The following is a 21605-nucleotide window of genomic DNA, read 5'->3' on the forward strand; positions in this document are numbered from 1 at the left end:
TGAAGGTGATGAGTGACTTCCAGTTCCCCTTTTCCGCCCCGTGAGCGGCCGGCTGCTTTCCCGAATTCCCGGCAGCTGGATCCTGCTCGCCTGCATTGGCCTGCTGGCACTGAACCTGCGCGGGCCGTTCGTGGCCGTCGCGCCGGTGGTGGGTCCCATGCAGGCAGAACTGCATTTCTCCCCTGTGGTGCTGGGACTGCTGACCAGCATTCCCGTGCTCTGTTTCTCGCTCGCTTCGCCGCTGGCGTCCCTGGCCGCGAGGAAGTTCGGCGCCGAGTTCGCCGTGAGCCTCACCATTTTGGGCGTCCTGGCGGGCGTGCTGGTGCGGTCCGCCGGGGGGCCAGCCCTGGTGGTTGCTGGGACGGTGATTATTGGCCTGGCCATCACAGTGGGCAACATTGCCGTGCCGCTGATCATCCGCCGCGACTTCTCGCCCTGGCGGCAGGGGACCGCCATGGGCATCTACACCGCTGCCCTGAACATCGGCTCGTTCCTGACGTCCGTGGCCATGGCGCCCCTGGCTGAATGGACCGGCTGGCGTGCAGCCCTGGCATCGGTGGCCCTCCTGGCCGTGGCCGCCATCGTGGTGTGGACGCTGGCGGTGGGGCCGCGGACCGCGTTCATCGCCTCCGCTGCCGAGGACGCCGGCGAGGCCAAGCTCCCGCCGGTGGCCGGCACCGGCTGGATCACCTTCGGCCTGACGGCCGGCTTCGGCGGCCAGGCCTTCTCCTACTACGGTGTCACCGCCTGGCTGCCCAGCTACCTTCACGACGAGCTGGGCATGTCCGCCGCGGAAGCCGGTGCGGCGTCATCCATCTTCCAGATCCTCGCCATTGTGGGCGGGCTCGGCGTGCCGTTCGCCGCCAAATACATGAGTACGACGGCGGTGGCGGTCACCTTGGGCGTGTTGTGGACGGCCGTCCCGGCCGGGCTGCTGCTGATGCCGCAGCTGTGGTGGCTGTGGTCGACCTGCGGCGGGATCGCCCAGGGCGGCGGCATTACCATCATCTTCATCGCCATCATCCGGCTGGCCCGGAACCAGGCCATGGCGGGCAGGATGTCCGCCACCGTGCAGGGCCTGGGCTACTGCCTCGCTGCGGTTGCCCCGCCCCTGGTGGGCTTTGTCCACGACGTCTCGGAGTCCTGGACCCCGGCGCTGCTGGTCATCCTCGCCTCGGTGCTGACCTTCTTCGTCAGCACCACCCTCTCCGTCCGCAAGGTGCCGCGGGGCCGCTAAGGCGCGGGCCGCCGTCGGACGTCCCTTCCGCACCCCGGGACGCGCGCTCATTTGATGTCGTTAACCCAAGGACGGGCGCTCACTTGATGGGGTTAAACCGCGGACGCGCGCTCACTCTTCTGGGGGAAGTGAGCGCGCGTCGGGCGGTTTGACGCAATAAGTGAGCAGGCGTGTAAAGGGGTTCCGTTGCCGGGCCGGCGCCCCGGATTTCGGGGGGGCCTGTTGCGAAGGGCGTGCCGGCCCGGCGGACGGAAGTTTGGGCAGCTGCGGATCAGGCCGCTGCGAGCTCCTCCACGGTGGCCTTTTCACGGGCTTCGGTGAGGTAGCGGGCGTAGGCCGGGAGGGTGAGGAAGGACGGGAACTCCGTGGCGAGGGTGACTTCCTCGAAGATGTCCCGGGCGTCCTCGAAACGGTCGCCGTCGAAGCGCTCCAGCCGGGCGAATTCGCCGTCCAGCAGCTCCTCCACCCATTCGTGGGTGATGATCTCGCCGTGGTCGGTGATAGCCCGGGCGTAGATCCACTGCCAGAGCTGGGAGCGGGAGATCTCCGCGGTGGCGGCGTCCTCCATCAGGTTGTGGATGGCCACGGCACCGTTGCCACGGAGCCAGGACTCGATGTAGCGGATGCCCACCTCGATGTTGTTGCGGATGCCCTGCTCGGTGATGGTGCCGTGCAGGGATGCGATATCGATGAGGGCGCGGTCGTCCGGGGTGACGTCCTCGCGGAGCTTGCCGAGCTGGTTGGGGCGCTCGCCGAGGACAGCATCGAACGCTTCATGGCAGATGGGCACCAGATCGGGGTGGGCCACCCAGGAGCCGTCGAAGCCGTCGCTGGCCTCGCGGGTCTTGTCCGCCCGGACCTTCTCCAGGGCATTGGCGTTGGCCTCCGGGTCCTTGCGGTTGGGCACGGCCGCGGCCATGCCGCCGATGGCCATGGCGCCACGCTTGTGGCAGGCCCGGACGAGCTGCTCGGTGTAGGAGCGCATGAACGGGGCGGTCATGGTCACCTGGCCGCGGTCCGGGAGGACGAAGCGGGGGCCGCGGGTGCGGAAGTTCTTGATGATGGAGAAGATGTAGTCCCAGCGGCCGGCGTTCAGGCCCGAGGCGTGGTCCCGCAGTTCGTAGAGGATCTCCTCCATTTCGAAGGCTGCGGTGATGGTTTCGATCAGTACCGTGGCGCGGATGGTGCCCTGCGGGATGCCGAGCAGGTCCTGGGCCAGGATGAAGATGTCGTTCCAGAGCCGGGCTTCGAGGTGGTTCTCGATTTTCGGCAGGTAGAAGTAGGGGCCCTTGCCCTGGGCGAGCAGGCGGCGGGCGTTGTGGAAGAAGAACAGGCCGAAGTCAACGATGCCGCCGGCGATGGGTGTGCCGTCGATGAGCATGTGCTTTTCGGGCAGGTGCCAGCCGCGCGGGCGGACCACGATGGTGGGCAGATCGCCGGCAGGCTTCAGCTTGTACTCCTTGCCCTCTTCGCTGGTGAAGTCGATCCGGCGTTCCAGGGCGTCGGTGAGGTTCAGCTGGCCCTTGATGACGTTTCGCCAGGTGGGGGTGGAGGAGTCTTCCATGTCAGCCAGCCAGACCTTGGCGCCCGAGTTCAGGGCGTTGATGGTCATTTTCTTGTCCACCGGGCCGGTGATCTCCACGCGGCGGTCTTCCAGGCCCGGTGCCGGGGGAGCCACCCGCCATGACGCATCGTTGCGGATGTGTTCGGTCTCGCGGAGGAACCTCGGATCCTGTCCGGCGGCGATGGCAGCCCGGCGGCTCCTTCGTGCCTGCAGCAGTTCCTGTCGGCGTTCCGCGGTGGCCCGGTGCAGCTTGGCAATGAAGGCCAGCGCGTCCGGCGTGAGCACCTCGTCCTGCCGGCAAATGGGCTGGGCAGTCATGGTGATGCCGTTGATGGTGAAGCTATCGGTGAAGCTGTTCATCTCAGTCTCCTTAAAGACGAAAGGGAAGTTCGACGGCGGCGAGCGGCACCAAGGCCAGGAACACGCAAAGCCGAAGGTGCGGTGATGCGGCAGCCTGCGTAAAGGGGCCCTGTGCCCGCCCCCGACCGAGTTCTACGAGGTCTTGGGGGCGGGCATGGGGATAGCAGGCAGAGCATTGCCGCTCCGAAGGCGAAGGTGACCGTCCGCCGTCGTAAGTTGCTAGTGGAACTGGCCTTCTTCGGTGGATCCCACCAGGGCCAGGGTGGACGCGTTCGGGTTGAGCGCGGTGGAGAGAGTGTCGAAGTAGCCGGTGCCGACTTCGCGCTGGTGCTTGGTTGCGGTGTAGCCGCGGGATTCGGAGGCGAATTCCTTCTCCTGGAGTTCGACGTAGGCGCTCATGCCTTCCCGGGCGTAGCCGTGGGCAAGATCGAACATCGAGTAGTTCAGGGCGTGGAAGCCGGCCAGGGTGATGAACTGGAACGTGAAGCCCATGGCGCCGAGTTCGCGCTGGAACTTGGCGATGGTGTCGTCATCGAGGTGCTTGCGCCAGTTGAATGACGGGGAGCAGTTGTAGGAGAGCATCTGGTCAGGGAACTCGGCCTTGACGGACTCGGCGAACTTGCGGGCCAGCTCCAGGTCCGGGGTGCCCGTCTCCATCCAGATGAGGTCGGAGTACGGGGCGTAGGCCTTGGCCCGGGCGATGCAGGGTTCGATTCCGTTGCGGACCTTGTAGAAGCCCTCGGCGGTGCGCTCACCGGTGATGAATTCCTGGTCCCGCTCGTCAACGTCCGAGGTGATCAGGGTGGCGGCCTCGGCGTCGGTGCGGGCAATGACGACCGTGGGGGTACCGGCGACGTCGGCCGCGAGCCTGGCCGCGTTCAAGGTGCGGACGTGCTGCTGGGTGGGGATGAGGACCTTGCCGCCGAGGTGGCCGCACTTCTTCTCGGAGGCGAGCTGGTCTTCCCAGTGAACGCCGGAGGCACCGGCCTGGATCATGGATTTCATGAGCTCGTAGGCGTTCAGCGGGCCACCAAAGCCGGCTTCGGCGTCGGCAACAATCGGGACCAGCCAGTCCTCGACGGTCTGGATGCCTTCGGAGAACTCGATCTGGTCTGCGCGGAGCAGGGCGTTATTGATGCGGCGGACCACGGTGGGGACGGAGTTTGCCGGGTACAGCGACTGGTCCGGGTAGGTGTGCCCGGAGTTGTTGGCATCAGCTGCTACCTGCCAGCCGGAGAGGTAGATTGCGCGCAGGCCGGCCTTGACCTGCTGCACCGCCTGGTTGCCGGTGAGGGCGCCCAGGGCGTTGGTGTAGCCGCCGGTCTTGTGCTCTTCGGTGAGCTGCTTCCACAGCTTCTCCGCACCGCGGCGGGCCAGCGTCTGCTCTTCGGTGACACGGCCCCGGAGGCGGACGACGTCGGAGGCTGAGTAGTCCCGGGTCACACCTTCCCAACGCGGGTTGGCGGCCCACTCGAGCTCCAGGGCGGCGGCCTGCTGCGTGTTGTCCTGGCCGGACGGCTTCTGGGTGGGCTCAAATGCTGCAGTCATCGTTGATCTCCTTGATTGAGCTCCGGATTGGGTAGGTGGGAACCGCGTCGTTGAGGTTCCCACCGGCTTTCCGGTGCGGTGCTTCTTTCCGTGTGAACTACTTTTCAGCACTTTCAACCCCCTTTCCAGATAAAAACTATGGAAAGAAATGCGCTTCTTCACGTATTCTTCAGAAATGTCGCCTTCAAGCTGGAACAGGGACGTTTCCCAGCCGCCGTCAGCCGCCGCCGCGGGACTCGACGTCATTGCGCTGGGCCGCCGCGTCCGCCATCTGCGTAAACAAGCCGGGCTCACGCTCGATGGGCTGAGCGCCGCCGTCGGGACCGCCCCCAGTCAGCTCAGCCTGATCGAAAACGGCAAGCGTGAACCCAAACTGACCCTTCTGCAGCACCTGGCCGCGGCACTGAACGTCAGCATCGATCAGCTCCTGGGCGCCGAACCGCCCAGCCGGCGCGCGGCGCTGGAGATCGAGCTGGAACGCTATCAGCGCGGACCGCTTTACGAGTCCCTCAACCTGCCGAAAATCCGCATCAGTTCGCGGCTTCCGCTGGATGTGCTCGAGGCCCAGGTGGGGCTCCTGCACGAGCTGGAGCGGAAGATGAACGAGCAGGTGGCTACCCCGGAAGAAGCCCGGCGCGCCAACGGTGAGCTGCGTGCCATGATGCGCGAGCGCGGAAACTACTTCCCGGAGTACGAGGCCGAAGCGCAGAAGGTCCTCAAGGAGGTGGGCTACACCGCCGGTCCGCTGAGTCAGCACGTCATCGCGGACATTGCCGCGCACCTTGGATTCGCCCTGTACCACGTGGGCGATTTGCCGCACTCAACCCGGTCCGTGACCGATTTGAAGAACCGCAGAATTTACCTGACGCAGAGCCAGCGGCAAGACCACGATCCCCGGTCCGTGTTGCTGCAGGCCCTGGGACACTACGTCCTGGGCCACGAAACACCCCGAAACTATGGCGACTTCCTGGCCCAGCGGGTGGCGACCAACTATTTCGCCGCGGCGCTGCTACTCCCGGAGCAGGCCACCGTTGAATTTTTGCAAAAAGCCAAAGCAGCCAAGGAAATCGCCGTGGAGGACATCCGGGATGCATTCGCCGTTTCCTACGAGACCGCGGCGCACCGGTTCACCAACCTGGCCACCAAGCACCTGGGCATCACCACGCATTTCCAGAAGACGCACCAGAGCGGGATCATCTACAAGGCGTACGAGAACGACGGCGTGAACTTCCCCCAGGACCACACCGGCGCCATCGAGGGCCAGCCGTCGTGCAAGGCCTGGACATCGCGTGCCGTGTTCGACGTTCCGGACAAGTTCAGTGCCTACAGCCAGTACACGGATACGCCGTCGGGCACGTACTGGTGCACCGCGCGGACCGAGCGCTCGGCCACCGGTGAGTTTTCGTTGAGTATCGGGGTGCCCTACCAGCATGTGAAATGGTTCCGCGGGCGTGAGACGACAGCCCGGGCCACCTCCAACTGTCCCGACCCGAACTGCTGCAAGCGCCCGCCGGCCGCCTTGACTTCGGAGTGGGCCGGGAACGCCTGGCCCTCCGCGCGCGCCCATTCGCATCTGCTGGCGGCCATGCCGCCCGGCGCCTTCCCCGGCGTCGACGAAACCGAGGTGTACAGCTTCCTGCAGGCCCACTCGGGGAGCTGAGCTAAGGCCAGTCGGCGGTTCCGGTGGTGACATGTTCTGGGATGTGCTCGTAGCTAATCGCTATGCGCACCCTGGCGTTGGAGATGTCCTCCAGGATGCCGTGCACGGCCAGGAACGATTCCTGGCTGCCGGACCAGCGGCCGGCAGCATGGAGGAACTCGACGAACCGCATCAGAGAGTAGGCGGCCATGACGCCTTCGAAGAGGGTATGCGTGATGAGCGACGACAGCTTTGCAGACACTTCCGCTGATTTCAGGGCAGTGATGGAACGACCTCCTTCGAAACTGGGATAGAAGCGGAAGAAGAGCGTTAGGCTCTCCAGCACCTCCTCGATGTCAACGCTGAATCGGTGCTGGGCATACCAGGAGATGAAGTCCGGACTCAGGGATTCCAACTCCTGGATGTTTCCGGTCGACGGGATGGCCACTCGGGGGATGGCGGTTTTGAACGGGTCTCCAGGTTGGTTCCGCGGATGATTCGTTCGGGCCGCCCGTCGGCGCTGGTTCCTGTCCACATTGATCCTCGCTTCGCTTGCTGTTCGGGGTATCCCAAACGGTAGGAAGGACGCGGTGCGCTTGCTATCACCGGAAGCGCGTATGTGGATAAGGCGCCGAAACCCTGACCCACGCCCGCTCAGCAGTGGTGGGTTTCCCCGCGACGCGCGCTCACTTTCCTGAGGAGAGTGAGCGGGCGTTGGTGTGGGAGCCGCCACGAGTGAGCCCGCGTCGGTGGGAGTGCCGCCACGAGTGAGCGGGCGTTGGTGTGGGAGCCGCCACGAGTGAGCGCGCGTCGCTAGCCGTGGAGGGCGCGGTACGCTGCGGCGGCAGCGGGGTGCAGCGGGATGCCGGCGGTGTTGATCAGCGTTTCCGGACTGAGGAACTGCACGCCCAGGCTGGACTGCGGAATCAGCTCGCCCGCGTGGTTCACCAGGAGCTGGACGGTCCGCTCGACGGTGCCGGAATCCAGGTCGGCGCGGCACAGCAGCAGGTTGGCTGTGCCCACCGTCCACACGGCCGGCACTCCCGGGTAGCTTTCCGCGGGGATGAACACGCGATCGTACTGGGCCCCGTGCCGGGCACGTAGCTCCGGCAGCAGCGACGAGAGGTCCAGCAGCGCCAGCGGCACCTCCCTCTGTGCGGCGGAGATGGCTGCCGTGGGTACGCCGCCGGACCAGAACAAAGCGTCCACGGTACCGGCCTTCAGGGCTGCGAGGCCGTCGTTCAGGCCCAGGCTTACGACGGCGACGCTGCCTTGCGCCGCCGGCCCGGCCTCCGCCGAGGTGCCAAGGCCCGCTGCCGCGAGCAGCCGCGGCGTGGTGAGTGACGTCCCCGAACCCGGCTGGCCCACTGCCACGGTCCGCCCGGACAAGTGTGACAAGGCAGTGATGCCGCTGCCTTTCCGCACCACGCAATGGACGTAGTTTTCATAGACCTTCCCCAGCGCAGCCAGTTGTGCGCCGCCGCCAGTCGCATCCATGGCAGGGTCGGCGACCGCATCCGCCAGGGACACAGCAAGCGTGGCCCTTCCATCCCGCAACTGCGCCAGGTTGTCCAAACTGCCGCCGGTGGCCACGGCTACAGCTTTTTGGGCCACATTGTGGCGTTCCAGGGAAGCGGCCAGCAGCGTGGAGAACTCAAGGTAAAAGCCACCCGCCTCACCGCCCGCCACGGTTAGCAGCCCGGGCCGGTTCCCGCTGCAGGCGGACAATACGGACGGGAAGAGGGCCGCTGCCGCCAGGCCTGCGCCGGTTTTCAGGAGGGACCGTCTGGGCAGGCCGGCACCGGTGAGGCCGGACGCCCTGGCCTCAGCCACGTCCATCCCCGCCTTCGGAGGGGCGCTCCAGGACCGGAACAGGAAATTCGAGCCGGGCTGACAGTCCGTGCGGTGCAGCCGTTGCCAGGACCAGGCGGCCACCGTTGGCCGCCGCCAGTTCACCCACGATCGTCATGCCCAGGCCTGTTCCCCGGACCGAGGCATGCTGCGGCGCCCGCCAAAACCTGGTGGACGCCTGGGCGAGGTCTTTTTCGGAAAGCCCCGGGCCGTCGTCGTAAATTTCCACCGTGACCATGGAAGGCTCCGCCCGGACGGAAGCAGTGACGGTGGCACCGGGGGCGTACTTGACCGCGTTGCCCACGAGCTCACCCACCATCTGGGCAAGCTCGGCCGGCTCGCACGCCACCAGGTCCGGGGACGGCGGCGGGGGAGCGAGGACCAGCCGCACGCCGGCGCGGCCCGCAGCGGGGGCAGCCCGCTCCATTTCCTCCTGCAGGACCGGGTAGGGGTCGATCGGCGCAGCAACGGGCCTGGCCTCCGGGCTGTTGAAGGCCCTGACGGCGTCCTCACTGGCACGGTGCTCGGCGGCGGCCAGCTTCAAGACGTCGTCCAGGATCTCCTCCACCCGCTCCAGCTCGGCCACGGCACTGGCGGCGGCGTCGTGTTCCCGTTCGCTCTTCAGTTCAAGCTGGAGTACGTCCAGACGCAGCCGCAGAGCGCCGATGGGGTTCCGCAGCTGGTGCGACGTGTCGGCGATCAGCTGGCGCTGCGACTCGATGCTGTCGCTGACCGTCCGCGCCATGGCCGTGAAGGACCTGCTCAGTTCGCGCAGCTCCGGCGGACCGTCCTCCGGCAGCCGCCCGGCCCGGCCCGTGCGGCCCAGCTCGGTCACCGCGGAATTCAGCCGCAGGACTGGCCGGAGCACCCAGCCGGTCACGCGTGCGGCGGCGAGCAGCAGGACCGCAGCGAGGGCGACGGCGGCGGCCCCCACCACGAGCCAGCGCTGCTGCAGCTTCGTCCTGGCGGCGTCGAGGTTGACGTCCATGGCCACGCCGCCCAGCACCTGGTTGGCGCTGCCGAAGGGGCGGAAGATCACCTCGGAGCCGGAACTGAGCGGCTCCAGCGGCGCCAGTGCGGTGCCGTTGACGTTCAGCCGGGCCAGGGACAGCGCTTCCTGCACGTCGGAGCGCGCTTCACTGAGCCCTCCCGAGCTGAGCGTCTCCTGTTGCAGCCGGACCACGATCCCCTCGGCATAGAGGGCCGAGTACGTGTCCATCTCGCGCTGCAGCCGCGCGGTATCGCCGTCGCCGGCCGCATCGAAGGCCACCTGCGCCAGCCGGTTCAGGGACGCCACCCGGTTGATCTGGACCTCCTGCGTCAGCTCCCGCGCCGCCGAGGAGAGGATGGTCCCGGACACCAGGAACACCACCACCAGGCACAGCACGCTGAGGACGCCAAGGACCCGCAACCTCATGCGCGATCCGCCTCCACCCGGTAGCCCACGCCCCGGACGTTGATGATGAAACCTGGTTTCTGCAGTTTGGCCCGCAACCCGGTCAGGTGCACATCCAGGGACCGGGACGAGGCCAGGAAGGCATCACCCCACAGGGCATCGAGGATCTGCTCCCGGGTCACTACCGAGCCGGCGTGACGGGCCAGAAGAGCCAGGAGTTCGAATTCCGTGGCCGTCAGAGGGAGGGCAACGCCGTCCCTGGATGCGATCCGGCGGCCCAGGTCAATGTCGAGATCGCCCAGGACGATGGTGTCCGGCACGCTCCCGGTGCGGCGCCCGGCCCTGCGGGTGACGGCTTCGATGCGTGCCAGCAGTTCCACGAGTTTCACGGGTTTGACCAGGTAATCGTCGGCGCCGGAGCGAAGTCCCAGCACCACGCTGCGTTCGTCGTCGCGGGCGGTGAGGATGAGAATGGGGCAGTCGGTGATCTGGCGGAGCTTGCGGAGGACATCCAGGCCGTCCATGTCCGGCAGCCCGATGTCCAGGAGGATCACTTCGAAGTCCCGGTGGACCAGCAGGGCGTCAGCTCCCCGCGCCACCCTGGTGGTCTTGTGGCCCGCCGTCGCAACACCCGCCGCCAGCGCGCCTGCCATGGCGTCGTCGTCCTCGACGATGAGCACTTCCATGGCCATGTTCCTTCTCTTTGGGGGCGGGGCGTGGGGCGAAACAAGGATCGGGTGCGGGGACCAGCCCGCCTTTGGAGATTACCGCCTCACGGGGAACCGGCGCTTGGGAACGGGAAAATGCCTATTCCTAAGGAAGTGTTAGGAAACCCGCTTCCGCATTGGCTGTGCTGTGGATCACCCATAGTTTGGTGGAGGTCCTCCGCGCTTTCGGGAGACCGTCACACCAAGGAAGGTTCATGATGAGCACCGAACAAGCAGCGCCGCTGACGGGGGCAGCCCAGTCCGAGGCGGCACAGACCCGCCGGGCGGTGGGCAACATCCTTAAGGGCTCCGCCGGAAACCTGGTGGAATGGTACGACGTCTACATCTACACGGCGTTCCTGGCCTACTTCCAGCCGCATTTCTTCAATTCCAAGGACCCGATGCAGGGTGCCCTTGAAGGCATGGCCGTCTTCGCAGTCACCTTCCTGATGCGGCCCATCGGCAGCTGGTTCTTCGGCCGGTTCGCCGACCGCCGGGGCCGGAAAGCCGCCCTGACGTTGAGCGTGACCATGATGTCCGCCGGTTCCTTCTTCATCGCCATCCTGCCCACCAAGGACGTCATCGGCGTCTGGGCCCTGGTCCTGCTGGTCCTGGCGCGCCTGGTGCAGGGCTTCTCCGTGGGCGGCGAGTACGGCACCAGTGCCACCTACATGTCCGAGGCCGCCACCGCCAAGCGCCGCGGCTTCTTCTCCAGCTTCCAGTACGTCACCCTGATCGGCGGCCAGATGCTGGCCCTGCTGGTCCTGGTGGTCCTGCAGAACGCCCTGGGCAAGGACGCCCTGACCGAGTGGGGCTGGCGCATTCCGTTCGCCATCGGCGGCGTGGCTGCTCTGGTGGTCCTGTGGCTGCGGCGTTCCATGGAGGAAACCGTCTCCGCCAGCCAGGTGGAAGCCGCCGCAAACGCCAAGTCATCCGGCGAGGCGCAGCCCGGCACGCTGAAGCTGCTCTTCACCAAGCACTGGAGGGCGCTGCTGATCTGCATCGGCGTCACCCTGGGCGGCACCGTGGCGTTCTACACGTACACCAACTTCATCCTCAGCTTCATGAACAACACCAGCGGCATCCCCAAGGAAACCACCTCCGTCATCAACTTCTGGGCCCTGTTTATCTTCATGCTGCTGCAGCCCGTTTACGGCATCATCTCGGACAAGATCGGCCGCAAGCCGCTGCTGCTCTGGTTTGGCATCACGGGCGTGCTGTTCACCTGGCCGCTGATGTCCGCACTGGCCGGCACCAAGGACCCGATGGTCGCGTTCCTGCTGATGATGGGCGGCCTGCTGATCGTGGGCGGCTACACCTCCATCAACGCCCTGGTGAAGGCCGAGCTCTTCCCCGCCTCGATCCGCGCACTCGGCGTGGGACTGGGATACGCGCTCGCCAACTCGATGTTCGGCGGCACCGTCCCGCTGATCGGCGCAGCCCTGCAGAAGTCCGGCCAGGTGGAATTGCTCTTCACCTACGTCACGGTGGCCATCGGGGTATCGCTGCTGGTCTACATCTTCGCGCTCAAGAACAAGAAGTCGACGCACCTGGATCAGGAACAGGGCCACGCCTGGGACGGCGGCACGGCTTCCGCCGCGGACGACGACGATCGCCTGGCTGCCGCCAAGCGCTGAGCTTCCGCAGCACGCACCGGCGGCCGCGCCCCGGTGCCGGCAGGCTCAGGTGCCGCTGCCCGGGGAGGGGACCGCCGTCGTGCGCTGTCCGGTGCTGCCGGTGCTGCAGGGTGCGCTTAGCTGCGCCCGACTCGGCGCCCGGCCCAGGATGCGTGCGCCCGCATCATGCGGGGAACCACCAGATAGACGGCGGTGGGAACCACCATGAGCGTGAGCGCCAGGGCCTTGAATACCGGGTGCCACCCCTCGGTCAGCGGAGCGGTGGCCATCATGCCGAGGGCCACCAACGGGAAGATCGCCAGCCAGGTGATGACGGCCCGGACGTGGACGGACGGTACGGCCGGCGGCGAGGCCGGTGACGGCGATGCGGGGGTCAGGACGGCGGGGCCGGAAACGGTCTCCATGAAAATCTCCAACTAGTTAGTTGCTTTTTGTTGTGAAACGAGAATATGCGCGCCGGACTGCAATTGCAACTACCTGGTTGGAATTGCGTAGAATGGGGTCATGGCCTGGAACACCGAACGCACCAAAGAGCTGCTGCTGGCTGCTGCCACCGAGGAATTCAGCGCGAACGGACTGGCCGGTGCACGGGTGGACCGCATTGCCGCCGCAGCCGGGGTCAACAAGGAGCGCATCTACCAGTACTTCGGCAAGAAGGATGAGCTGTTCGACGCCGTCCTGGCCGCCGAAATGATCCGCGTCATGACTGAGGTCCCCATCCAGGGCCACGGTCCTGAAGCCTTCGGCGACTACGCCGGCAGGCTCTTCGACCGGCACACCACCGACGGCGTGCTGCCGCGGCTGGTGTTCTGGGAAGGGCTGGAGCGGGGCAGGGAAACCGTCAGCAGGGCCACCCGCACGGACCACTGCGCCATCAAAGTGGGGCAGGTGATGGAGGTCCTCCCCGGCGTGGGCCGCGAAGACGCAGCAGACCTGCTGATCACCGTGGTCACCCTCTGTGACGGGTGGCCGGTCCTGCCCCAGATCGACGCACTCCTGGCGGGCAGCGGCCCGGACCGGGCCGCCCGCCGTCGGGCGTTCATCGTGCGGACCGCAACCCTGATGGCCGGCGCCTTGCTCGAGGACGCCGCAGCAGGCCGCCCTGCGGTGGCGGCAGCAGCGGACTGAGGCGGGCAGAACTCCCCATGGCCCCGGCCTTGACCGGCGCCTAGGATGACGGTGAACCGCTCGGTTCACACTGTCACTTTCTGGGGGAAAAGGACTCATCCCATGCCGATACCGCACCCTGCCCTGTCACGCCCGCATCAGAACCCAAGGCAGGGTGCGTGGGCCCGGGCCCGGGCCGTCCTTGCCGCGGCCGTACTCCTTGCCGCCGGACTCTTCGCCGGAGCCGTCCCTGCGCACGCCGCAACCTACACCTTCAAGGGCGTGGTGAAAGGAAAGCTGACCGCCACCGCGACTCCCGCGGCCCTCGCAAATGCATGGGTGGGCGCCTACACCAACGACTCAAGTGCCTCCTACGTTGCCGGCGCCTGGTCGGCCGCAGACGGCACCTACAGCTTCACCGTCCCCGCCGCGGGCAGCTACAAAATCTGGATCACCTGCGGAAACAACGCCTGCGCAGACACGTACGCCGACAAATGGAACGGCGATTCCTCCGGTGCCTACAACTCCACTCCGCTGGCCGTCACCGACGCCGCACCTACTACTACCTACAACCCGCAGCTCGAGGCCTACGGGACCATGAGCGGCCGCATCACCAACAGCGCCGGGCAGCCCGTTACGGCCGCCGAGATCTCGGCCTCACCAGCAAACGGTGGCCAGTACAGCACGGTGCGGCCGGACGCCAACGGGTACTACACGCTGGCCAAGGTTTCGCCGAACCAGGCGTACATCAGCGTGCGGGACGACTCTGGCCAGCGCCTCTACACGGAGCAGTACTGGAACGGGACACAGGGCGTTGACACCTACACCGCCGCCGCCGTCCCGCCGGGCGTCAAGTGGACCAACGCGAACTTCGTCCTCAAGGATGAGACAGTCCTGGAAGCCACCGTCACGGACCCCGCGGGCGCACCCATCGCAGAAATGGGCTACGTACCCTACGTCTTCAACGACGCCACCGGCGCCTGGGACGGCCCCCAGATGGGCCCGCTGACCTCTGACGCCAACGGAAAGATCTACTGGCGCATGACGGTGGGCAAGAAATACAAGATCTGCGTCTTCGACACCTACTACGGTGAACCGCGCCAGTACCGCTACAAGTCCGAGTGCTACAACAACGCACCCACCATCGACACCGCCGTCGTCCTCACCGCCACCGCGCAGGGCCAGCGCGTGCAGGCAAACATGCAGCTGGAAGTGGCCGGACTCTCCCTGTCTCCGGGCAGGATCTTCGCTTATGGTTCGGTCCAGGCAGGCCAAACCCTGACCGTTGATCCGGGCGTCTGGGGCCCGGCGCCGGTGACCCTCACCTTCCAGTGGCAGCGCACCAAGGGTACGGAGACAACTGATATCGCCGGTGCTACCGCCGCAACCTACACCGTCACGGCCGCAGATACAGGCTTTGACATCTTCGCCAAAGTCACCGGAAGCAAGGCCGGCTACGCCTCCTACACGGACACCGTCCACGCGGGGCAGGCAGGTGCAGACGCCACCACCGCGTCCAAGCCGTTCACCATCACCGGAACCCCCAGCGCCGGCAGCACCCTCACCGTCGACCACGGAACGCTGACGCCCACCCCCGAGTTCGGGCCATACTACGACTGGTTCGTCAATGGCGTCCCGGACTACCGCTCCAACACCAAGGCCTTCGCCCTGACCACGGCGGACACCGGCAAGAAAGTCACCGCCCGCCTCAGCGTGCACGCCTGGCCGCTGCAGCCGTACTACGGCCAGGCCTCGGTAACGGTTGCCGCCGGGTCGCTGACGGCGCCGGTTCCCACCATCACCGGCACCGCCAAGGTGGGGACCACGCTGACCGCGAACCCGGGCGCGTGGGGGCCGGCCCCGGTCACGCTGGCCTACCAGTGGTTCCGCAGCGGGGTTGCCATCACGGGCGCCACGGCGGCGACGTACCCGTCCGTTGAGGCTGACCTGGGCAAGACGCTGACGGTCCGGTTGACCGGCACCAAGTCCGGGTTTACGACGACGGCGAAAACCTCAGCGGCCACAGCCGCCGTGGTTGCCGGTACGCTGACGGCGCCGGTTCCCACCATCACCGGCACCCCCAAGGTGGGGACCACGCTGACCGCGAACCCGGGCGCGTGGGGGCCCGCTCCCGTGACGCTGGCGTACCAGTGGTTCCGCAGCGGGGTTGCCATCACGGGCGCCACGGCGGCGACGTACCCGTCCGTCGCGGCTGACCTGGGCAAGACGCTGACGGTCCGGGTGACCGGCACCAAGTCCGGGTTTACGACGACGGCGAAAACCTCAGCGGCCACGGCCGCCGTGGTTGCCGGCACCCTCACCGGCCCCACCCCGACGATCACCGGCACCAAGACCGTCGGCAGCACCCTGACCGCAAACCCCGGCACCTGGGGGCCGGCCCCGGTCACGCTGGCCTACCAGTGGTACCGCGGCAGCACCGCCATCACCGGGGCCACGGCCCAGACCTACAAGCTGGTGGCCGCCGACAAGGGAACCGCCATCAAGGTCCGGGTCACCGGCACCAAGACGGCCTACACCGCGTTGGCGCGCTACTCAGCCGCGACTGCGCTGATCGGCTGACCCCTCCGGACCGACAGGCTCTCCGCCCACCCGTGCCAGCTGCGCGGGTGGGCGGCGCCACTTAACAGGGGGCGGTGAGCCGCGCGGACTATATTGGGGCGTGTCAGCACACCACCACCACCGCGGGAGTCTGCACCCATGGCCAAGGAACTTGCCACCCAACTCATCGAACAACTCCAGGCTGCCGGCGTGCAGCGGATCTATGGGATCGTGGGGGACAGCCTCAACCCCCTTGTGGACGCCGTCCGGCAAACCGGCGGTTCGGCCAAGGGTGGCATCGACTGGGTCCACGTCCGGCACGAGGAGGCCGCCGCGTTTGCAGCCGCCGCGGAGGCGCAGCTTACGGGCCGCCTCGCCGTGTGCGCCGGCTCCTGCGGCCCCGGCAACCTGCACCTGATCAACGGGCTCTACGATGCCAACCGCAGCGGCGCCCCGGTGCTGGCCATCGCCTCCCACATCCCCAGCAAGCAGATCGGCAGCAGCTTCTTCCAGGAAACCCACCCGGACCGGCTCTTCAACGAATGCTCGGTCTACTCGGAACTGGTCAGCACCGCCGAGCAGGCACCGCGCGTCATGCACAGCGCCATCCAGCATGCACTCGGACTGGGCGGAGTCGCCGTCGTGACCCTTCCCGGCGACATCGCCGGGCTCGAAGCCAGCGCGCCGACGCCGCTGCCTGCCACCTTCCGCCCCGCCAGCCTCGTCCCGGACCCGGCCAGCGTCCAGGCCCTGGCGGACGCCATCAACGACGCCGGCAAGGTCGCCATCTTCGCAGGCGCCGGCGTCGAAGGTGCCCACAGTGAACTGATGGCACTCGCGGAACTGGCGAAGGCGCCAATCGGCCACTCCCTGCGCGGCAAGGACTTTGTCCAGTACGACAATCCGTTCGATATCGGCATGACCGGGCTGCTGGGCTACGGCGCCGCCGCCGAGGGCATCGAGGACGCCGATCTCCTGGTCCTCCTGGGCACCGATTTTCCGTACGACCAGTTCCTGCCGGACACCCGGACTGCGCAGGTGGACAGGGTGGCGCACCGCCTCGGCCGGCGGACCGACGTCGACATTGCCGTGCACGGCGACGTGCTGCCAACCCTGCGCGCCCTCCTGCCCCTGGTGAAGGCAAAAAAGAGCCGCCGGTTCCTGGACCAGATGCTCAAGAAGCACGACCGGCTGATGAACAAAGCCGTGGGTGCCTACACCCGCAAGGTGGAGAAGAAGCAGCCCATCCACCCGGAATACGCGGCCTCACTGCTGGACCAGATAGCCGCAGAGGACGCCATCTTCACCGCGGATACGGGCATGTGCAACGTCTGGACGGCGCGGTACATCAACCCGCTGGGCACGCGGCGCCTGATCGGGTCCTTCCTGCACGGCTCAATGGCCAACGCCCTGCCGCACGCCATCGGCGCGCAGCTGGCGTACCCCGGCCGGCAGGTCATCTCCGTGTCCGGTGACGGCGGCCTGTCCATGCTGCTCGGTGAGCTCATCACCGCCGCCGCCTACAAGCTGCCCGTCAACGTGGTGGTGTTCAACAACTCCACCCTGGGCATGGTCAAGCTCGAGATGCTGGTGGACGGGCTCCCTGATTTCGGGGTGGATGTGCCGGATGCCAACTACGCCGCCGTGGCCCAGGCACTGGGCTTCCATGCTGTCCGCGTTACGGATCCCTCGCAGATCGAGGCGGCCTACCGGGAAGCGTTCGCGCACCCTGGGCCGTCGCTGGTGGAACTCATCACCGATCCCAAGGCGCTGTCCATTCCGCCCAAGATCTCCGGCTCGCAGGTCATCGGGTTTGCCACCGCCATGTCCAAGGTGGTCCTGAACAGGGGAGCAGGCGAGGCCGTCAGCATGGCGCGCAGCAACCTGCGGAACATCCCCCGGCGCTGACCCCTCCCGGACGCGCCATCAGATACCGCCCAAAAACCCGGAACGCGTCTGCATGGAGTCCAGACGCGTTCCGGGTTTAAGGACGAAAAGTGATGGGGCGTTTTGGGGCTGTCTAGCGGGCGCCGCCCTGCCACAGGGCATCGAACGGTGCACCGGAGGCCACGCGGTTGCGGATGCCCTCGGTCACGAACGCCTTGGCCGTGCGGGCCGCCTCCAGCGGGGTGGCGCCCTTGGCGAGTTCGGCGGTCACGGCCGCCGCCAGCGAACAGCCGGCGCCGGAAACGGCCACCTCGCCCACCTTCGGGGCGCTGAGGACTTCGAGGGTCTCGCCGTCAAAGAAGACGTCGACGGCGTCCGGGCCCTCCAGCCGCACCCCGCCCTTGGCCAGGACTGCCGCGCCGCTGAGTTCGTGGATGCGGACAGCGGCGGCCTTGAGGGACTCGACGTCCGTGATCTCCAGGCCGCTGAGGGATTCCGCCTCAAAGTGGTTGGGGGTGACGAAGGTGGCCAGCGGCAGGATCTCGGCCTTCAGGGCCTGGTCCGTGTCCAGGGCGTGGCCGGGCTCCTGGCCCTTGCAGATCAGCACCGGGTCCAGCACCACGTTGCCGAAGCCGTTGGCCTTCAGGGAGCCGGCCACGGTGCTGATGGTGGCCGGGCTGCCCAGCATGCCGATCTTCACGGTGTCCAGCACGGAGGGGGCGCCCGACGCCGGTCCATACGCCGCCGCCGTTGCCTCCAGTTGGTCGGCAATCACCTGCTGGTCCACCGGGACGAAGCGGTGGTTCCAGTTGTCCTTCGGGTCGAAGGACACGATGCAGGTCAGGTTGGCGATGCCGAAAACGCCCAGCTCCTGAAAGGTCTTCAGGTCGGCCTGGGCGCCGGCACCACCGGTGGCTTCGGACCCTGCGATGGTGAGGACGACGGCCGGAGTGGTGGCGGACGGCGATGCGCCGGTGGAAACGGAAGTCATCCCACCATCCTGCCATCCGGCGTCGTGCGTTGCCTTGTGTTGCTGAACAGGGGGAGCGGGAGGGCTGTGTTCAGGACCCCAACGTGGATGGCTGCGCGTCCGGATCCACACGGACCAGCCGCCAGACGGCCAGTCGGCCCACGGCCAGTGCCCCACCGATCATGAGCGCCGTGGACAGCATGAAATCGGCGCTGGAACCGGACCATGGCCTGAGGGCGGCGAGACCCGCGCCAATGAGTGCGCCCAGGCCGGCGAACGCGGCAACGTGCAGCCACTGGTTCCGCACGGGCTGGAGCAGGATCGCCAGCGGCGCCCCGGCGCAGAAGGCGAGGACCGTCGCCGGAACGGCTCCCCAGACGAGGGTCGCCAGGAACATGGGCAGGAACCACGATCCGCCGCTCCAGACAGCCAGGATGACGGCCAGGCAGAGCAGGCTGACCAGCGCGCCGACGGCCAGGGCTGATGTACCCAGGACCACGCGGCGCGGCCTGCTCACACCCGTCCCTTGGCGACCTGCTGTAGGGCGCCGCCCAGTTCCGGCTGGCGGTAAATGAACCCGGCGGAGAGGAGCTTCTGCGGCAGGACCCAGCGGCTCTTGAGCACCAGTTCCGCTTCGGTGCGGATCAGCACGGCGCCCGCCCGCAGGAGCCACGCAGGAGTGGGCAGGCCAAAACGCTTCCCGTAGGCACGCCGGACCAGCCGCATCAGCTCGTGGTTGCTCACCACGTCCGGCGAAGCCACGTTGACCGGTCCGGTGATGTCCGTCCGGGCGTGCAGGAACCGCATGCACCGGTACAGATCCTCCACGTGGATCCAGCTGAACTTCTGGTTGCCGTCTCCCATGGGTCCGCCCAGGCCCAGCCGTGCGAGGTTGGCAAACGGCCGCAGCGCCCCGCCGCCGGGGCCGAGAACAATAGAGATCCGCAGCGGGATCTTCCGGGTTTTTGGCGTGGCCGCAACATCCAGTGCGGTCTCCCAGGCGCGGGCCACGTCCACGGAGAATCCGGTGCCCGGCTCGCCGTCGTTCTCTGATTGCGGCCGGTCCCTGGCGTCCCGGTAGATGGTCCCGGTGCTGGCATTCAGCCACGTCGACGGCGGTTCCTGGCACCGGGCGATGGCGCGGCCCAGCGCCTCGGTGGTCCGGACACGGGACTCAAGAATCGAGGTCCGGTTCCGGGCGCTGTACCGGCAGGACACCGAGCGTCCGGCGAGGTTGACCACGAGGTCGGCGCCGTTGAGCACCCTGGTGAGGGCGTCGTCGTCGTTCCAGCTTGCCGAGGAATTCCCCGCTCCCTTGCGCCCGATGGTCCGCACGGACCAGCCGTCCTGCTCGAAACGCGACCGGACGTATCTGCCGATGAAACCCGAAGCGCCGGCGAGTACCACCGTCTTGGTTCTGCGCATTTTTCCCCCTTGTTGGTTTTCCACGATGTGTTGCCGCCTGCCTAACTGCGGACGCTGCGGCTGAGGTTGAGGACGTCATCCAGGACCTTGCCTACGCCTGGAACGCGGGCCAGCCCCAGTCCGCGGGCGATCAGCGGCGCTGCCCCATCCACCAGCCGCCTGGTGCGTTGCTGCCCGTCCGAAGTGTCGTAGACCCAAAACAGGGTGACGCCCATGTAACAGAGCCACAGCAGCTCGGGCAGATCGCTGCGCAGCTTTTTGGAAACAGCCGGCCGGGCGCCGTCCACCGCCTGCCGGAAGATCTCCAGAGACGCTTCGCGGGCCGGGGTGGAGGCTGTGGAGAACGGGTTGACGGGGGAGGTGGGGCGGATGGCGGTGGCCACAAAGTCGGCGCCGAACCGGTGGTAGGGAGCCATAACGTCCAGGCCTGCGTGGAGGACGGCCTTGAGCCGCTCTGCAAGCCCGCCCGTGGTGTCCAGCGCTCCGGCCGCGCGCTCGGCGTGCTCCGCCTGGACCTGGACGTAGAGTTCGTGGACCAGGTCGTCCTTGGACTCGAAGTAGTAGTACGCATTGCCCGCAGAGACGCCTGCCTCGGCCGCGATGGCCCGCATGGTGGTCTTCTCGAAGCCGATCTCGCGGAACATCCGCAGGGCAACTTCTGCCAGTTTCTGCCGGGTCTGTTCACTCTTCGCAGCCAATTGTTCCCCCAAATTTGAACGTGTTCAAGAATAAGTATCGCACATCTTTTGAACGTGTTCAGTTTCTGCCGTGCCCCGTCGCGCGCCTGCGGATGGTGGCGATGGGAGAATGGACCGACCCCAGTGCTAATACAGCCGGCGGCCCGGTTCCGCGGCCGCCGAGCGAACCACTCCGAACGGATCTCCTCCATGCCTGCTGCCTCAGGACACAACGCCGCGCCCGAAACCACCTCGCCGCAATCTCCCGCGAAATTCGCCTCAATCGGCTCGCCGTACTTCGGCATCATGCTTTCCTTCATGGCAGTGGTGCTCATCCTGTCCAACATCGGCGCCTCCAAGGGTGTGGAGATCGGCCCCATCGTGACGGACGGCGGCTTCTTCCTGTTCCCGCTCGCCTACATCCTCGGTGACGTCATCAGCGAGGTGTACGGCTTCAAAGTGGCGCGCAAGGCCATCTTTACCACCTTCGCACTGTCCGTCTTCGCGTCCCTCTGCTACTGGGTGATCATCGCCCTGCCCGGGTTCGACGACGAGTACGGCATCGCCAAGCAGTCCGCGCTGGAGGGGGCACTCGGCCCCGTGCCACAGATCGTGCTGGCCTCGCTCCTGGCGTTCCTCGCCGGCCAGACCATCAACTCGTGGATCCTGGTGAAGATGAAGGCCCGTACAGGCGAGAAGTCGCTGTGGGCCCGGCTGATGGGGTCCTCCGGGGCGGGCGAATTCGTGGACACCCTGATCTTCTGCAGCATTGCCGCGTCCGTCATCGGCATTACCGACTTCGGCATGTTCCTGAACTACGTGGTGGTGGGGTTCCTCTACAAGACCCTGGTGGAGTTCCTCTTCGTCCCCGTCACCGCCCTCGTTATCGGGTGGGTCAAGAAGCGCGAACCGAGTTACGGGGCTGCCGCTCTACCGGCAGCTTGATTCTGCGGCCGCCTGGCCCGCCGATTCGACGGTTCCCTGCATGCTCGATGTTTCGAAGCCACGCATAGGCAGGGAACCGTCGAAACGGGTGTAGCG

General features: G+C 66.9%; 18 protein-coding genes. 7 read left to right on the plus strand and 11 right to left on the minus strand.

All coding sequences use genetic code 11. The features are described 5' to 3' along the window. Window positions 1–40: 40 nt before the first annotated feature. Window positions 41–1237, plus strand: coding sequence for an MFS transporter (locus BLT71_RS04805; protein WP_091718059.1), 1197 nt, complete (start codon window positions 41–43; stop codon window positions 1235–1237). A gap of 271 nt (window positions 1238–1508) precedes the next feature. Here BLT71_RS04805 and aceB read toward each other — a convergent pair whose 3' ends face one another. Further along, on the minus strand, window positions 1509–3161 hold the full coding sequence (aceB, locus tag BLT71_RS04810; RefSeq protein ID WP_091718061.1) for a malate synthase A: 1653 nt from the start codon (window positions 3159–3161) through the stop codon (window positions 1509–1511). A gap of 219 nt (window positions 3162–3380) precedes the next feature. Then, window positions 3381–4709 (minus strand): isocitrate lyase, encoded by a 1329-nt coding sequence (gene aceA / locus BLT71_RS04815; protein WP_091718063.1) that lies wholly within the window; start codon window positions 4707–4709, stop codon window positions 3381–3383. Window positions 4710–4857: 148 nt separating this feature from the next. Between aceA and BLT71_RS04820 the strand changes: the two genes are divergently transcribed. Beyond that, a complete protein-coding gene (locus BLT71_RS04820; protein WP_091718065.1) occupies window positions 4858–6369 on the plus strand; it encodes a helix-turn-helix transcriptional regulator in 1512 nt (503 codons plus the stop codon). A gap of 1 nt (window position 6370) precedes the next feature. Here the strand turns inward: BLT71_RS04820 and BLT71_RS04825 are convergent, their stop codons facing one another. The 4 genes from BLT71_RS04825 to BLT71_RS04840 all read right to left on the minus strand — a co-directional run bounded on the left by BLT71_RS04825 (window position 6371) and on the right by BLT71_RS04840 (window position 10281). Next, window positions 6371–6796, minus strand: a complete 426-nt coding sequence (locus BLT71_RS04825; protein ID WP_091718067.1) for a hypothetical protein — start codon at window positions 6794–6796, stop codon at window positions 6371–6373. 365 nt (window positions 6797–7161) lie between these two features. After that, window positions 7162–8187, minus strand: coding sequence for a TAXI family TRAP transporter solute-binding subunit (locus BLT71_RS04830; RefSeq protein ID WP_091718069.1), 1026 nt, complete (start codon window positions 8185–8187; stop codon window positions 7162–7164). After that, complete coding sequence (locus BLT71_RS04835; protein WP_091718071.1) at window positions 8174–9616, minus strand: sensor histidine kinase; 1443 nt, start codon at window positions 9614–9616, stop codon at window positions 8174–8176. The genes BLT71_RS04830 and BLT71_RS04835 overlap by 14 nt, the downstream gene beginning before the upstream one ends. After that, entirely contained in the window at window positions 9613–10281 is a 669-nt protein-coding gene (locus BLT71_RS04840) for a response regulator transcription factor (protein ID WP_091723813.1), read from the minus strand. Before BLT71_RS04840 ends, BLT71_RS04835 begins: the two co-directional genes overlap by 4 nt. Window positions 10282–10520: 239 nt before the next feature. On the opposite strand from BLT71_RS04840, the gene BLT71_RS04845 reads away from it, so the two are divergent. After that, entirely contained in the window at window positions 10521–11939 is a 1419-nt protein-coding gene (locus tag BLT71_RS04845) for an MFS transporter (RefSeq protein ID WP_091723815.1), read from the plus strand. Between the two features lie 116 nt (window positions 11940–12055). Here the strand turns inward: BLT71_RS04845 and BLT71_RS04850 are convergent, their stop codons facing one another. Continuing rightward, entirely contained in the window at window positions 12056–12343 is a 288-nt protein-coding gene (locus BLT71_RS04850) for a hypothetical protein (protein WP_091718073.1), read from the minus strand. Between the two features lie 100 nt (window positions 12344–12443). On the opposite strand from BLT71_RS04850, the gene BLT71_RS04855 reads away from it, so the two are divergent. The 3 genes from BLT71_RS04855 to BLT71_RS04865 all read left to right on the plus strand — a co-directional run bounded on the left by BLT71_RS04855 (window position 12444) and on the right by BLT71_RS04865 (window position 17513). After that, complete coding sequence (locus tag BLT71_RS04855) at window positions 12444–13067, plus strand: TetR/AcrR family transcriptional regulator (RefSeq protein ID WP_091718075.1); 624 nt, start codon at window positions 12444–12446, stop codon at window positions 13065–13067. A gap of 102 nt (window positions 13068–13169) precedes the next feature. Further along, window positions 13170–15626 (plus strand): carboxypeptidase regulatory-like domain-containing protein, encoded by a 2457-nt coding sequence (locus tag BLT71_RS04860; RefSeq protein WP_172829904.1) that lies wholly within the window; start codon window positions 13170–13172, stop codon window positions 15624–15626. 138 nt (window positions 15627–15764) lie between these two features. Then, a complete protein-coding gene (locus BLT71_RS04865) occupies window positions 15765–17513 on the plus strand; it encodes a pyruvate dehydrogenase (protein ID WP_091718079.1) in 1749 nt (582 codons plus the stop codon). Window positions 17514–17625: 112 nt separating this feature from the next. Here BLT71_RS04865 and BLT71_RS04870 read toward each other — a convergent pair whose 3' ends face one another. The 4 genes from BLT71_RS04870 to BLT71_RS04885 all read right to left on the minus strand — a co-directional run bounded on the left by BLT71_RS04870 (window position 17626) and on the right by BLT71_RS04885 (window position 20585). Beyond that, complete coding sequence (locus BLT71_RS04870; protein WP_091718081.1) at window positions 17626–18483, minus strand: hydroxymethylpyrimidine/phosphomethylpyrimidine kinase; 858 nt, start codon at window positions 18481–18483, stop codon at window positions 17626–17628. A gap of 70 nt (window positions 18484–18553) precedes the next feature. Next, entirely contained in the window at window positions 18554–18979 is a 426-nt protein-coding gene (locus tag BLT71_RS04875; protein WP_091718082.1) for a hypothetical protein, read from the minus strand. Next, a complete protein-coding gene (locus BLT71_RS04880) occupies window positions 18976–19887 on the minus strand; it encodes a TIGR01777 family oxidoreductase (RefSeq protein WP_091718084.1) in 912 nt (303 codons plus the stop codon). The genes BLT71_RS04875 and BLT71_RS04880 overlap by 4 nt, the downstream gene beginning before the upstream one ends. Before the next feature lie 41 nt (window positions 19888–19928). Further along, on the minus strand, window positions 19929–20585 hold the full coding sequence (locus tag BLT71_RS04885; RefSeq protein ID WP_091718086.1) for a TetR/AcrR family transcriptional regulator: 657 nt from the start codon (window positions 20583–20585) through the stop codon (window positions 19929–19931). 189 nt (window positions 20586–20774) lie between these two features. Between BLT71_RS04885 and BLT71_RS04890 the strand changes: the two genes are divergently transcribed. Then, a complete protein-coding gene (locus tag BLT71_RS04890; RefSeq protein ID WP_091718088.1) occupies window positions 20775–21509 on the plus strand; it encodes a queuosine precursor transporter in 735 nt (244 codons plus the stop codon). The last annotated feature ends 96 nt before the right edge of the window (window positions 21510–21605 follow it).

The sequence above is a fragment of the Pseudarthrobacter equi genome (assembly GCF_900105535.1).
Taxonomy (GTDB): domain Bacteria; phylum Actinomycetota; class Actinomycetes; order Actinomycetales; family Micrococcaceae; genus Arthrobacter; species Arthrobacter equi.